Genomic DNA, 14,518 nt, shown 5'->3' on the forward strand with positions numbered 1-14,518 from the left:
CAAGAAGGCATCATTACTCCGTAACGGTAGCAAATTGAACTTCGTACAAGCTTCTATAATACCCATCATTAATCTCTAGCAATTCGTTGTGATTACCTTGTTCTACAATTTCGCCTTGATCCATTACGATAATCTTATCAGCATTTCTAATCGTAGCTAATCGATGTGCGATAACTATAGAAGTTCTGCCTCTTGTGATCTTATTTGTAGCATCCTGGATGAGCTGCTCACTATGAGAGTCTATAGAAGACGTAGCCTCATCTAATACCAAAATACCTGGATTAGCTACATAAGCTCGTAAAAAAGATAATAATTGTCGTTGTCCAGATGAGAGCATTGCCCCTCTTTCTTTTACATTATACTCATATCCTCCCGGAAGACTCATTATAAAATCATGGATTCCAATTTCTTTTGCCGCTTTATGCACATTTTCTTCGAGAATATGAGGATTATTAAGAGTAATATTATTTAAGATGGTATCTGCAAACAAAAACACATCTTGTAGCACTACAGCAATATGACTCCTTAACGAATTTAATTCTACATCTTTTATATCTGTATTATCAATAGAAATCACACCATTGTTTATTTCATAGAATCGACTTAACAGATTAACGATGGTTGATTTCCCTGCTCCAGTTGCACCAACTATAGCAACAGTTTCTCCTGCTTCAACATCAAATGAGATCCCTTTTAAAACCTCTTCATCCTTAATATAACTGAATCTAACATTCTCAAATTTAATTTTCCCTTTTACACTATCGAGCATCAGTTCTCCATTATTTTCAATTTTAGATTCAGTATCTAAAATAGCAAATACTCTATTAGCAGCAACCATCCCCATTTGTAGCGTATTAAACTTATCTGCAATCTGTCGTAATGGTCTAAAAAGCATTTGAGCCAATTCTATAAAAGCAATAACTACTCCCAATGTAATTACATCACCCTGAGCTGCTTTTAACCCACCAAACCACACAATCAATCCTATAGCGACCGAACTAGACATCTCTGCAATGGGAAAAAATATAGAGTTATACCAAACTGTTTTTATCCACCCTTTTTTGTGCTTTTCATTGATCTCTTTAAAAGTAGAATATTCAGTTTCTTCTCTGGTAAACAACTGAACAATCTTCATCCCGGTGATTCGCTCTTGTACAAAAGAATTTAAATTAGATACTTGAGTTCTTACTTCTTCAAAAGCTGCTTTCATCTTTTTCTGAAAAACTCTGGTAGCATATACTATTAAAGGTAAAACTGCTAATACTAATACGGTAAGTTGCCAACTTTGATATAGCATATAACCAAGAATCACTAACATCTTTAAGAGATCACTAATAATCATAAATAATCCCTGACTAAAAATACTGGCTATAGTTTCAATATCACTTACTGCTCTTGTTACCAATCTACCCACCGCAGATTGATCATAATATTGCTTTTTAAAGCCAAGCATATGCTCAAATAGCTTTATTCTAAGATCGCGAATCACTCCTTGCCCTAACCAATTAGCAAAATATATGAATAAGAATTGCGAAATAACTTCCAACAAAAGAACTCCAACCATCGAACTGATAAAGAATATCAAAAGTTCATTATCTTTTGGTATAATTGTTTTATCAATTGTTTGCTGTAACAGGTACGGTCTTAAAACAGCAAATATTGATAATAATATAGCCGAAAAGGCTACAAAATAAAAAGTCAGTCGGTACGGATTAGTATATGTAATCAACCGTCTGAATAATTTAAAATCAAAAGCTTTACCACTCTTTTCTGCCATCTATATACTATATATTATTTTGGGATATTCTACTGCTGTTAAATATAGACCATGAGCCGGTACCGAATATCCAGCCTGGCTACGATCTTCACTCTTTATAATATGTATCAAATCTTCTTTATTCAATTTATGTTCTCCAATCTCGATGAGAGTTCCTACAATTGCTCTTACCATATTTCTTAAAAAACGATTTGCAGAAATTTTAAATATCATTTGATCATTCTCAATCTCCCAAGAAGCATTTGTTATCGTACAATTATACGTTTTTACATCGGTTTTAGACTTACTAAAGCATTTAAAATTAGTGTAGTTTAACAGTAATTTAGCAGCTTCATTCATCGCAACGATATCCAACGGTTTCTTTACATAATATGAAGCATTGATCTTAAAAGGATCCTTAAGCATCGTAACATAATACTCATATGATCTACTTATCGCATCAAAACGAGCATGAGCATCGTCTCTTACTCTACTCAATTTATAAACAGCAATCTGTGCTGGCAAAATTGCGTTAAGCTTATATTTTAATTCTTCTGATTCTAATCTATTTTCATAATCAAAATGTGCCATGATTTGTTTTGCATGAACTCCTGTATCTGTTCTTCCTGCGCCTACAACAATAACTTTAATTCTTAATAATGTAGATAATGCCTGTTCCAAAACTTCCTGCACCGAAATTGCATTTGGTTGTCGTTGCCATCCATGATATGGAGTTCCGTTATAAGAAAGTTCTAAAAAATATCTCATCTATTAATTATATATCTTTAAATATCATTCAACCAAAATGTATAAAGTATTGATTAAGGTAAACTATACATTAACATCATTTCAAAAAGTAATATTCTATTTTTGCACAAAGCAGAGGCAAATATACTTTAAAAATGGAGACAGAAGTTACGGTTTGTCTTCTGTTTTTCTATCATTCTATAACTCATAATTATAATCCTATTTTGAAAAAAATTCTTTTACTTAGTGATACACACAGCTATATTGATGACAGAATTATTCATTATATAAATGAAGCTGATGAAGTATGGCATGCCGGGGACATTGGAGACCTTAAAGTAACTGACACTATCGAATCTCTGAAACCTCTCAGAGCTGTATATGGTAATATCGATGATGATAAAGCCAGAACTACATATCCTTTACACCAACGATTTGTTTGCGAAGGAGTGTCGGTTTGGATAACCCATATTGGTGGATATCCTCCCAAATACAATATAAACACTAGAGACGAGATCAAGGCCAACCCACCACAACTCTTCATTTGTGGACATTCTCATATCCTTAAAGTAATACCAGACAAAAAAAATGGTGTACTACACATGAACCCTGGAGCTGCAGGAAAACATGGATTTCATAAAGTTAGAACAATGCTTAGATTTACTGTAGACTCTGGCAATATTGAAAATTTAGAGGTCATCGAATTAGGGAAAAAATAAAACCCGGAGTTGGCATACTCCGGGTTTTAACGCACTAATACTACTAAGATTTTAGGTTTATCGTAATCGATCTACAGATTTTACAAGATCTTCATCCTTTTTAATAGCCTTGTTGGCCATCACTAATAAAACGATAGAAATAATAGGAATGAATTTCCCAATACCCTTCATAGGATCAGATCCTCCAGGTAATGTTAGTGACCAATAAACAAATACTCCTAGTAAAATAAAGTTTAATAAGATATTGAGACGCCCCAGTACAAACTGAAGCTTTCTATTTTTGAATAAAAAAATGGAAATCAAAGATAGCATCGATGATCCCATAAACCCTCCTAGAAGAAAAAAATCCTCCTTTATATATAACTCTTCACCATTTTCACCTAACCCATATGGTAAATACATACAAAGCACACCAGAGACTATGGCTGCTAATAAAAGGTAAATAGTTTGAATCCTTTGTATCATTACATTTTTTTCTTAAGGAAAAGCAAAAATAAGAGTTTCTTTTTAAAAATATGTGCAAAATATTAAAATAAAGTTGTATACTTGCAACGCAAAACCTGTAACCTTCTCAACTAAGGTTACTTACCTTCAAAACAAAATTTTCCTAGAATTCTTCTTTAGAAAATTTATATCTAAACGTAAATTATATAACACATTTAAATGTTAGAGATTTCTGAATTAAAAGCAAAAAAGCTTCCTGAATTGCAAGAGATTGCGAAAAACCTTAATGTACCCAAATTTCGCACATTAAAAAAATTAGATTTAGTATATCAAATATTAGATCACCAAGCAGCAAATCCTGATGCAGTAAAAAAGGATACACCTGGTGAGACTTCAGAAAAAGTAAATTCTGACAAACCAAAACCAAATCCTCGCCAGAGAAGACCCAGAGCCCGAAAACCTGAAGGAACTGGAAAACCTGCTCCCGCTAACAAGGAAACAAAAGCACCACAGGAGCAAAAAAACGAGACAAAACCAACTGCACCAGAGGACGCTATTGCAAAAAGCAATGACAATTCTGAAAAGAAAAAACCTCAGCAAAATAGAGACAACAGAAATAGAGGTAATGAAAAATCTCAACAAAACAAACAACCGCAACAGTCTCGAAACAATAACAAAAAAGAAAACGGAAATCGGGATAACAGAAATCGTTATAAAGAACCAGACTTCGAATTTGACGCCATTATTGAAAGTGAAGGAGTTCTAGACATCATGCAAGATGGCTATGGATTCTTAAGATCAAGTGATTATAACTACCTTTCATCTCCTGATGATATTTATGTATCTCAATCACAAATACGTCTTTTTGGACTTAAAACAGGAGATACCGTATTAGGACAGGTTAGACCCCCTAAAGAAGGAGAAAAGTATTTCCCTCTTATTAAGGTAAATAAAATTAATGGTCTTGACCCTCAAGTCGTGCGGGACAGAGTCTCTTTTGAACACCTGACTCCGCTATTTCCTCAAGAAAAATTTAAACTAGCAGAAAGACAAAGTACTATTTCTACTAGGATAATGGACCTTTTTGCACCTATAGGTAAAGGACAACGTGGTATGATTGTATCACAACCTAAGACTGGTAAAACAATGCTACTAAAGGATGTTGCCAATGCAATTGCAGCAAATCACCCAGAGGTATACCAAATGATTCTACTTATAGATGAAAGACCTGAGGAAGTTACAGACATGCAACGTAATGTAAAAGGAGAGGTAATCGCTTCGACATTTGACAAAGAAGCTAACGAACATGTAAAGGTTGCTAACATTGTTTTAGAAAAAGCAAAAAGATTAGTCGAATGTGGTCATGACGTGGTAATACTATTAGATTCTATTACCAGACTTGCTCGTGCATATAACACAGTACAACCTGCCAGTGGTAAAATATTGAGTGGTGGTGTTGATGCTAACGCATTACACAAACCAAAACGTTTCTTTGGTGCCGCTCGTAACATAGAAAATGGAGGATCACTTACTATTATTGCAACAGCATTAACAGAAACAGGATCCAAAATGGATGAAGTCATCTTTGAAGAATTTAAAGGTACAGGTAACATGGAACTTCAATTAGATCGTAAAATATCTAATCGTCGTATTTTCCCAGCCATCGACCTTACTTCCTCAAGTACACGTCGTGATGACATATTACTTGACGAAACAACAATTCAGAGAATGTGGGTAATGCGTAAATACTTAGCAGATATGAATCCTGTTGAAGCAATGGAATTTATTAATGAGCGTTTCAAACAAACTAGAAACAATGATGAATTCCTGATTTCTATGAATGGATAAATATTGTAACACCAAAGAACATAAAAAAATTAAAGACGGTTATCAAAAATTGATAGCCGTCTTTTTATTTACCACCACCCTATACATTATATTTTTTCTATTTAATTTTACTTTTTAAACCCAGTCACCTGAAAGTTTTTTAAAAAGAAGTTGACCAAACACAAAAAATATACACTATGAAGAATATATTATATATATTATGGAGTGCAACGTTATTACTATCCAGTTGTCAAGGTAATAGTCAATCAGTAAAAGGCGAAAAAGAAAATAGCCAAAAACAGAATATAACCCCTGTACAGGTTGAATCCGTTGACGGATTAGAAAGAGCTTATTTTGCCAGTGGATGCTTTTGGTGTGTTGAAGCCGTTTATGAAAGTGTAATAGGAGTCAAAGAATCTATCTCAGGGTATTCTGGAGGACATACAGAAAACCCAACATACCAATCAAGCAATACAGGACGAACCGGACATGCCGAAGCGGTAGAAATAATATACGACCCTAAACTTGTTTCCTTCTCAACACTTGTTGATGTTTATTTTGGATCACAGAATCCAACTCAAGTAAACGGACAAGGCCCAGATCATGGATCACAATACAGATCGATTATTTTTTACCAAAACGACGAACAAAAACAAATAATACTACAAAAAAAGGAAGCTCTTTCCAAAAAGCTAAACAAAAGAATTGCTGCAGAAGTTATGCCTTTTCAAAAATTCTGGAAAGGTGAGGGATATCACCAGGATTATGAGAAAAGAAATCCAAATAACCCTTACATTCGCAATGTTTCTATACCCCGATTACTAAAATTTCAAAGAAAATTTCCTAATCTTATTAAAGAAAAACACTAAAAACAGATATATCTCGTTACTTAAACCGGAATAAATTTGGTGATAACAACATAATAACCGCGTTGTTAAAGCTGTGTTAAAAACAATACATCCCGGACACCCCATAAAATTAGACATTTTTCAATTTTATTTTGTCTTTTTTACTTAAAATACAAAACCGACAAGAAGCTTATAAAAAATGAATCAAATCGGTTGTAATGCTAAAAAAAATCGTTGAAAAACACAATTTGATGTAAAGAAAACACTATTTTTATGCAAATAAAATGAAAACAAGTTGTGTTTTTCATATTAAAACATTACTTTTGAGTCTGATTTAATGGTTTTCTTTTCAGTATTTTAATCGTAAATATTGAAGTTTTGCTAGAGCAAAAACGAATTAACACACTGAAAAACAAACTATTAACAGATAAAATGTTCTTTTAAAAATTGTATTTTTTGATAGTTTTAATACATCGTATTAAAGTATTGAATTAGCGCTAAATTATTTTTGGCACCTTTTTTGGAGTTCGATTTTTTGATGGTAAATTATGTTTTTTATAACATTTTAAGTTAAGAAAATATTAATATTGAATTTGAATTATAACCCAATCTACTTAAAAACAAGAGATATGAAATCTATTTTTACATTTATTCTGCTTTTGGTGATTACCTTTTCGTCTCATGCTCAAGATGGACAATATTTAATGTCTGTTAGTAAATTATCAGTACATAGTGGTCCAGGTTTAAACTTTAATACTATTGCTGAGGTTCCTCAAGGAACTCAAGTATATATTATGAGTTCTAATTATGGAGACTGGAGTGCTATACAGTACAAGAGTATGAATGGTTTTGTACTAACCAAAAACTTAACAAAAGACAGCAGTATTGCTGACGCAGAAAGAGCAGCAAAAGAAGCTGCTGCAAAAAGAGAAGCTGCAAAACAAGCTGCTGCTCAGGCTATCGCAAGAGCTGAAGCTGCAAAAAGAGCTGCTGAAGAAGCTGCAAGAAAAGCTATTGCTGATGCAGAACGCTTAAAAAGAGAAGCTGAAGCTAATGCAGCACAAGCTATTGCTGAAGCAGAAGCTGCAAAAAGAGCACAAGATGCTACTGCAAAAAGAGCACTGGCTGATACAGAAGAAACTAGAAGAGCACTAGAAGAAGCAAACAGAAGAGCTGCCAAAGGTAGCGCTGTTACTTCTGCTCCTATTGAGTCTGCATCTCCTTCTTATGGTTCTTCTACAACAACAAGTACTCCTAGAGCTGCTTCTATAGAAGTATCTAGAGAAGATAAGTATTCTAGTTGGGAGAAAAAGACCTATAAGTCTGGTGCAACTCCAAAATCATTTAATTTCAAAGGTAAGTTTGACTATAAATTAGACAACTACCTAAAAATTAAAGTAGGAAAAAATACAGAAGTAGTTGTTAAAATGTACAAAATGGGTAAAACCAAGGCTGACGATGAGTTAGTTCGTGTTACCTATATCAATTCAAACACTACACAATTTATTAGAAACGTACCAGTTGGTGAATATTATTTAAAAATAGCTTACGGTAGAGACTGGAGAGAAACTATTGTTGATGGTAAAAAATTCGGTACATTTACTAAGAATGCACTTTATGAGCAAGGTAAACAAATCTTAGATTTTAACACTGTTAAGACCTCAAAAGGTATTAATGTTCCTTCTTATAACTTAGCACTGGATTTACTTCCTAGTGGAGGTGGATACAGTACTGGTAGTAAGGATGACATATCTGCAGGAGAATTTAATGCAAACTAAAAAAAGCATTAATTAATCATTGTTAAAATACTACATATTATAATCACCAAAATATAAATGTAACATAAAACCCAGAACTCAAAAAAGAGTTCTGGATTTTATGTATTATAAAGATTATTCTAGCAGAATTAATCTTATACAATTAAAAAAGCCTGCGAAACATTATGTTTCGCAGGCTTTTTTAATACTTTAATTTATATTTTCACGTAATAAAAATTATTTTTTATTACTACGATGCCTTTCTCTTGCTAATAATGTATTCTTAAGTAACATTGCAATTGTCATTGGTCCTACCCCTCCAGGAACCGGTGTAATAAAAGATGCTTTTTTGCTTACATTTTCAAAATCTACATCACCAACAATCTTATATCCTTTTGTAGCAGACTCATCAGTTACCCTTGTAATTCCTACATCAATAACCACAGCATCATCTTTTACCATCTCTGCTTTTAGGAAATTAGGCACTCCTAATGCAGAAATTACAATATCTGCCTGAGAAATAATTTGTGTTATATTTTTAGTATGACTATGTGTTAATGTCACTGTAGAGTTCCCAGGCCATCCTTTTCTACCCATCAAAATACTCATGGGTCTACCTACGATGTGACTTCTTCCAATAACTACTGTATGTTTCCCTTTAGTATCTACATTATAGCGTTCTAACAATTCTAAAATACCAAATGGCGTTGCAGGAATAAAAGTAGACATATCTAATGCCATTTTCCCAAAGTTCATTGGGTGAAAACCATCTACATCCTTATCAGGATCTACTGCTAATAAAACTTTTTGCGTATCAATTTGTGGTGGTAGTGGTAATTGCACGATAAAACCATCGATATCATCATTTTCGTTAAGCTCTTTGATCTTAGCTAATAATTCTATCTCACTTGTAGTACTTGGCATTTTAACCAAAGTAGATTCAAATCCTATTCTCTCACAAGCTCTTACTTTACTACCAACATAGGTTAAACTCGCTCCATCATTTCCTACCAATACTGCTGCAAGATGTGGGACTTTTTCGCCGCGTTCTTTCATTTTTTGAACTTCAACAGCTATTTCGTCCTTAATATCATTGCTTACTTTTTTTCCATCTAATATTTCCATTCCCCCTAATTACCTTATAATAATATTATCTTTAGTTTTATACTTATCGCATTTTGCCCATCATTTGCATCATCCGTTTTCCACCGCCTCCTTGCATCATTTTCATCATCTTACTCATCTGATCAAATTGTTTAAGTAATTGATTTACCTGTTGTATCGATGTGCCAGAACCTTTACCGATACGTTTTTTTCTACTAGAATTAATGATTTGTGGTTTTGATCGTTCTTCCGGAGTCATAGAATGAATAATAGCTTCAATATGTCTAAAAGCATCGTCATCAATATCCATGTTTTTCATCATTTTTCCTGCCCCAGGGATCATTCCGATTAGGTCTTTCATATTACCCATCTTCTTAATCTGTTGAATTTGTTTTAGAAAATCATCAAATCCAAATTGATTTTTAGCAATTTTCTTTTGTAATTTCCTAGCTTCTTCTTCATCAAATTGCTCCTGAGCTCTCTCTACAAGAGATACTACATCTCCCATCCCAAGAATCCTATCTGCCATACGAGAAGGATAGAAAACATCAATAGCTTCCATTTTTTCTCCTGTACCAATAAACTTAATTGGTTTATTTACAACAGATTTAATAGATATTGCTGCCCCTCCTCTTGTATCACCATCGAGTTTAGTAAGGATTACTCCATCAAAATTTAAAACATCGTTAAAGGCTTTTGCTGTATTTACTGCATCTTGACCTGTCATAGAATCAACTACAAATAGTGTTTCATTAGGTGTAATTGCCTCATGAATATTAGCTATCTCTGTCATCATAACTTCATCCACAGCCAAACGCCCCGCAGTATCTATAATCACAACGTTACATCCGTTTTCTTTTGCGTGTGCTATACCTGCTTTTGCAATAGCAACAGGATCATTATTACCACGATCACTAAAAACCTCTACACCAATTTGGTCTCCAACTACATGTAACTGATCTATTGCAGCCGGTCTATATACATCACAAGCAACAAGAAGCGGTTTTTTTGTCTTCTTAGTGGCTAGAAAATTAGCAAGTTTTCCAGAAAAAGTAGTTTTACCAGAACCTTGTAGTCCTGACATTAGAATAATTGATGGTTTCCCAGATAAATCAATATCTTCTACATCTCCTCCCATCAATTCTGTCAATTCATCTTTGACAAGTTTTACCATCAACTGTCCTGGTTTAAGGCTTTTAAGTACATTTTGACCTAAAGCTTTCTCCTTTACAGTAGCAGTAAATTCTTTTGCTATTTTATAATTTACATCAGCATCTACCAAGGCCCGACGTACTTCTTTAAGAGTTTCAGCAACATTTACTTCTGTTATCTGTCCATGCCCTTTTAGAATGTGTAAGGCTTTATCTAACTTATCACTTAAATTATCAAACATATATTTTCTGGTATTATGAAAACACTATCTTTATCGATAGATCGGTGCAAATTTAAGGATTTGAAATGTATAAAGAAAGCCCACAATTACAGAATTATAGATTCCTAATTAAACGCTAAACTTATTTAAAAAACAGATGAACTTTTTAGTTTATTTTCAGTAAAAATTCAACAATAAAAAAAGCAATCAAAACTCATAAAAATATGAATCATGATTGCTTATACAACTTTTCACTCTTTTTAATGGGTAAAAGAAGGTGGAATTAACACTCCTTTAATCACATGCACAATACCATTAGAAGCCTCAATATCAGCAATATCTACTTTTATTCGATGATTTAGGATCACTTGACCTCTATAATTTCTTTGGATAGTTACTTTTTCACCCTGCAAAGTAGTAACAGTATGTTCTTGCAATAAATCTTGCGCAGTAAATTTTCCAGAAACTACATGATACAGTAATACTTCTTTTAATGCGTCTCCACCTGGAATTGCATCCAGAGCATCAAAAGCGGTATTTGTCGGAGCAAAAACTGTAAAAGGACCATCTCCGCTTAAAGCATCAACTAAATCTGCAGATTGCAATGCTCCTACCAATGTAGACAACTCTGGAGTTGCGATGGCTAATTCTACTATTGATGGTAAGTTTGTAGGAGGAAGTAAAACTCCTTCTATTACATGCACAATACCATTAGAAGCCTCAATATCGGCTAAAGCAACTTTAATAGTTCCGTTAAGGAATACATTGCCATCACCATCTGCCTCAATAGTAACTTCATCTCCTTGTAGCGTAGTAACTGTTTGCTTTTCAAGTAAATCTGCAGCTGTAAATTTACCAGCGGCAACATGATATAATAACACCTCTTTTAATGCGTCTCCACCAGGAATTGCATCCAGAGCATCAAAAGCAGCATTTGTCGGAGCAAAAACCGTGAAAGGACCATCTCCGCTTAAAGCATCAACTAAATCTGCAGACTGCAATGCTCCTACCAGTGTAGACAACTCTGGAGTTGCTATGGCTAATTCTACTATTGATGGTAAATTTGTAGGCGGAAGTAAAACCCCTTCTATTACATGCACGATACCATTAGAAGCCTCAATATCGGCTAAAGCAACTTTAATAGTTCCGTTAAGGAACACATTGCCATCAACGTCTGCTTCAATAGTAACCTCATCTCCTTGTAACGTGGTAACCGTTTGCTTTTCAAGTAAATCTGCGGCTGCAAATTTACCAGCAGCAACATGATATAATAACACCTCTTTTAATGCATCTCCACCAGGAATTGCATCCAGAGCATCAAAAGCAGTATTTGTCGGAGCAAAAACTGTAAAAGGACCATCTCCACTTAAAGCATCAACAAGATCTGCAGACTGTAATGCTCCTACCAATGTAGACAATTCTGGGGTTGCAACAGCGATCTCTACTATACTCTGTAATGGCTGAGTGGATGGCGGTAGTAAAACGGCGTCGATTACTTGTACAACACCATTGGTTCCTCCGATATTAGCAGAAAGTAATTTTACCGTATCATTAATAACAATTTCATTATCATCATTAAGGCTTACTTTTATATTTTCTCCCTGTAGGGTTTCAATCATTTCTTGCTCAAGTAGTTTTGGCGTATTTAATCTACCGCTAGCTACATGGTATAACAAAATTTCTTTTAGCTGATCTGCTGCAGGTATTTGATCCAATGCTTCGAATGCATCATCTGTTGGCGCAAATACTGTAAAAGGCCCATCACCTGTAAGTGGCTCTACCAAATCTGTTGCTTGTAAAGCTCCAACTAATGATGTAAATCGACCATCTTCTATAATAAGTTCTACTATAGTCTTGTCAGGAAAAACTGTATTTATCAATTTAGCTTCCCAACTTCCTCTTCCAACACCAGAAGAGGTAAATAACCTAAAACTTCCTTCTAAATCTCCTTCTTCTCCTACCCTTCCGATACCAAAAATCAGATCTTGTCCTGGAGGGTTTATAATAAGATACACTATTCCATCACTAATAATAGCACCACGAGTTCTCGCTTTTGTGCCATCTGGCAACTCTAAATTACCTCTTACAATAGTAAAACTAGAATGATATAACGTAAAATTAAGTTTTAACTCTCCTGCTAACTCTGTTCCAACTGCAGCTCCACTATTAACAGTTCCTGAGAAATCATATACTCTTTTTTCTCTACTGATGTCAAAACCAAAGAATTTACTATCGTCATTAGATGTCTTATCTTCTTCGACGGATAGCTCGCCCTCCATTATATTTTTTGTCATCTCTTCGATAGCATCGAAGCTAATTATTTTGGATTCTTCAAATTCAACACCTTGTTCTGGCGTGGTGGTTGCACTATCATCACTTTCACATGAAGTGATAAGAAAATTCATTAAAATAAGGCACAAGAAGGGTACCGTTAACCTTTTGATTAGCGTTTTCATTTTAGTAAGTTTTAAAATTAGTGAATAAAGATTATGTGTGTAAAGGATCTAGGCTGTTACCTAAAAATGTAACTTGAGAACAGGAAACAGCCTAGAAATTTTTATAAGGAATGGGTGGTATTTTACATTACAGGTAACAATACCTGATCAATAACATGAATTACGCCATTTGATGCTTGTACATCTGCAGCGACTATATTACTTGCATCCATATTAGTAGCTCCTTTAACTGTTGGAGGCATAGCCGTTAAAGTAATAGTTCCATTTAAAGTCATTGCCATAGAAGTACTTGCTAACATATCAGAAGTTACGTTACTTCCTGCAACAACATGATGATTTAAAATTGCCGCCACATCATTTTCGTCTGTTGGTACCGTAATAGCTGCAAATGCATCGTTATTAGGCACAAATACTGTAAAAGGCGCAGGACTTGTTCCTAATGCTGTGTTTAAAATAGCATCAAACTCAGTAGAAGGCGTTAATGTAGTTAAAGCTGCAACTAAGGTTGAAAAATTAGCATCTGCAGTAGCAAAAGTTACAACAGTCGGAAGTGTTATTACTGCATCTACAATATGAATCACTCCGTTACTTGTTACAATATTTGCTGTAGTCACAGTAGAGATACCATTAAATTCTACTCCTCCATCGGTATTTATATATATACTTAAGTTTTTATCTGTAGTTCCATAGGTTGCCAAAGTATTACCATATCCTGTAGATAAATCTGTTGATTGTAATTTACCACTTATTGCATGGTTTAATAGAATTTGTTCAAGTTGTGTAGAAGACAATCCTGAAACATCTCCTAATGCAGTGAAAGCAGCATTATTTGGCGCTAACAATGTTAAACTACTAGCTTCATCACTTAATGCAGAACTTACCGTAGCACTGTTATCAGTTGCTACTGTTGCCAAAGAAGACAAATTAGGATCGATCGCTACAAAATCAATCATTTTTGGAATACTAATTACTTTATCTACTGCATGGATTACACCATTTGATCGATCAACATCTGCAGTTGTTACCGTAGCTTGGTTATTAATTTTAACCTCACTACCAGATTTTGAGATATAAGAACTAAAGTCCGCAACGTTAGTAACATAACCGGTTTCTATTTCGCCAGAAGTAACTTTAACATTTAAAACGTGGTTAAGCAATATCGGAGTTAATTGATCTTTAGTTGCTGTTTCTAATGTTAATCCGTTTGCGGTTAAGAACTCATCAAAAGCTGCATTATTAGGTGCAAATACAGTAAAAGGTCCGTTACCAGAAAGCGTCTCTACTAATTCTGCTTTTTGCAAAGCTGCTAATAAAGAACTATAATCTGCATTTTCTGCTACAAAGTCAGCAATTGTTGTAGATGTGGATGGAAAGGTTGTATCGTCATCATCACTACAAGAAAAAACAGTTACTGCGAGAAAAGTAATTAAGACTGTTTTAAAAAGGGTTTTGAATTTCATGGTTTTTCAATTTATTGTTCGATCATAA

At 34.2% G+C, this 14,518-nt stretch carries 11 protein-coding genes; 4 read left to right on the forward strand and 7 right to left on the reverse strand.

The window, feature by feature from the left end; all coding sequences use genetic code 11:
• Window positions 1-13 precede the first annotated feature (13 nt).
• Entirely contained in the window at window positions 14-1,777 is a 1,764-nt protein-coding gene (locus DK442_RS06925; protein WP_109435138.1) for an ABC transporter ATP-binding protein, read from the reverse strand.
• Entirely contained in the window at window positions 1,778-2,524 is a 747-nt protein-coding gene (gene truA, locus DK442_RS06930) for a tRNA pseudouridine(38-40) synthase TruA (protein WP_109435139.1), read from the reverse strand.
• A gap of 203 nt (window positions 2,525-2,727) precedes the next feature.
• Here truA and DK442_RS06935 point away from each other — a divergent pair, with 203 nt between their 5' ends.
• Complete coding sequence (locus tag DK442_RS06935) at window positions 2,728-3,222, forward strand: metallophosphoesterase (RefSeq protein ID WP_109435259.1); 495 nt, start codon at window positions 2,728-2,730, stop codon at window positions 3,220-3,222.
• A 57-nt stretch (window positions 3,223-3,279) separates the two neighbouring features.
• On the opposite strand, the gene DK442_RS06940 is transcribed toward DK442_RS06935, so the two are convergent.
• Window positions 3,280-3,687 carry a DUF4293 domain-containing protein gene (locus DK442_RS06940; protein ID WP_109435140.1) on the reverse strand — a complete coding sequence of 136 codons (408 nt, stop codon included), beginning with the start codon at window positions 3,685-3,687 and terminating at the stop codon, window positions 3,280-3,282.
• A 198-nt stretch (window positions 3,688-3,885) separates the two neighbouring features.
• Here DK442_RS06940 and rho point away from each other — a divergent pair, with 198 nt between their 5' ends.
• The 3 genes from rho to DK442_RS06955 all read left to right on the forward strand — a co-directional run bounded on the left by rho (window position 3,886) and on the right by DK442_RS06955 (window position 8,119).
• Entirely contained in the window at window positions 3,886-5,514 is a 1,629-nt protein-coding gene (gene rho, locus DK442_RS06945; protein WP_109435141.1) for a transcription termination factor Rho, read from the forward strand.
• A gap of 176 nt (window positions 5,515-5,690) precedes the next feature.
• A complete protein-coding gene (gene msrA / locus DK442_RS06950) occupies window positions 5,691-6,362 on the forward strand; it encodes a peptide-methionine (S)-S-oxide reductase MsrA (RefSeq protein ID WP_109435142.1) in 672 nt (223 codons plus the stop codon).
• A gap of 608 nt (window positions 6,363-6,970) precedes the next feature.
• A complete protein-coding gene (locus tag DK442_RS06955) occupies window positions 6,971-8,119 on the forward strand; it encodes an SH3 domain-containing protein (RefSeq protein ID WP_109435143.1) in 1,149 nt (382 codons plus the stop codon).
• A gap of 216 nt (window positions 8,120-8,335) precedes the next feature.
• Here DK442_RS06955 and DK442_RS06960 read toward each other — a convergent pair whose 3' ends face one another.
• From DK442_RS06960 to DK442_RS06975, 4 genes are all read right to left on the reverse strand, one after another.
• A complete protein-coding gene (locus DK442_RS06960; protein ID WP_109435144.1) occupies window positions 8,336-9,223 on the reverse strand; it encodes a bifunctional 5,10-methylenetetrahydrofolate dehydrogenase/5,10-methenyltetrahydrofolate cyclohydrolase in 888 nt (295 codons plus the stop codon).
• Between the two features lie 43 nt (window positions 9,224-9,266).
• Window positions 9,267-10,595, reverse strand: coding sequence for a signal recognition particle protein (gene ffh / locus DK442_RS06965; protein ID WP_109435145.1), 1,329 nt, complete (start codon window positions 10,593-10,595; stop codon window positions 9,267-9,269).
• Window positions 10,596-10,834: 239 nt separating this feature from the next.
• A complete protein-coding gene (locus DK442_RS06970; protein ID WP_109435146.1) occupies window positions 10,835-13,030 on the reverse strand; it encodes a fasciclin domain-containing protein in 2,196 nt (731 codons plus the stop codon).
• A 122-nt stretch (window positions 13,031-13,152) separates the two neighbouring features.
• On the reverse strand, window positions 13,153-14,490 hold the full coding sequence (locus tag DK442_RS06975; protein ID WP_109435147.1) for a fasciclin domain-containing protein: 1,338 nt from the start codon (window positions 14,488-14,490) through the stop codon (window positions 13,153-13,155).
• Window positions 14,491-14,518: the final 28 nt, after the last annotated feature.

Source organism: Aquimarina sp. AU119, from assembly GCF_900312735.1.
GTDB classification, from domain to species: Bacteria; Bacteroidota; Bacteroidia; order Flavobacteriales; family Flavobacteriaceae; genus Aquimarina; species Aquimarina algiphila.

Coding starts and splice junctions, on each gene's coding strand:
- DK442_RS06940 (WP_109435140.1), bottom strand. CDS start 3,687: ATGATACAAAGGATTCAAACTATTTACCTTTTATTAGCAGCCATAGTC.
- DK442_RS06960 (WP_109435144.1), bottom strand. CDS start 9,223: ATGGAAATATTAGATGGAAAAAAAGTAAGCAATGATATTAAGGACGAA.
- DK442_RS06970 (WP_109435146.1), bottom strand. CDS start 13,030: ATGAAAACGCTAATCAAAAGGTTAACGGTACCCTTCTTGTGCCTTATT.
- DK442_RS06975 (WP_109435147.1), bottom strand. CDS start 14,490: ATGAAATTCAAAACCCTTTTTAAAACAGTCTTAATTACTTTTCTCGCA.
- DK442_RS06925 (WP_109435138.1), bottom strand. CDS start 1,777: ATGGCAGAAAAGAGTGGTAAAGCTTTTGATTTTAAATTATTCAGACGG.
- msrA (WP_109435142.1), top strand. CDS start 5,691: ATGAAGAATATATTATATATATTATGGAGTGCAACGTTATTACTATCC.
- ffh (WP_109435145.1), bottom strand. CDS start 10,595: ATGTTTGATAATTTAAGTGATAAGTTAGATAAAGCCTTACACATTCTA.
- truA (WP_109435139.1), bottom strand. CDS start 2,524: ATGAGATATTTTTTAGAACTTTCTTATAACGGAACTCCATATCATGGA.
- DK442_RS06955 (WP_109435143.1), top strand. CDS start 6,971: ATGAAATCTATTTTTACATTTATTCTGCTTTTGGTGATTACCTTTTCG.
- rho (WP_109435141.1), top strand. CDS start 3,886: ATGTTAGAGATTTCTGAATTAAAAGCAAAAAAGCTTCCTGAATTGCAA.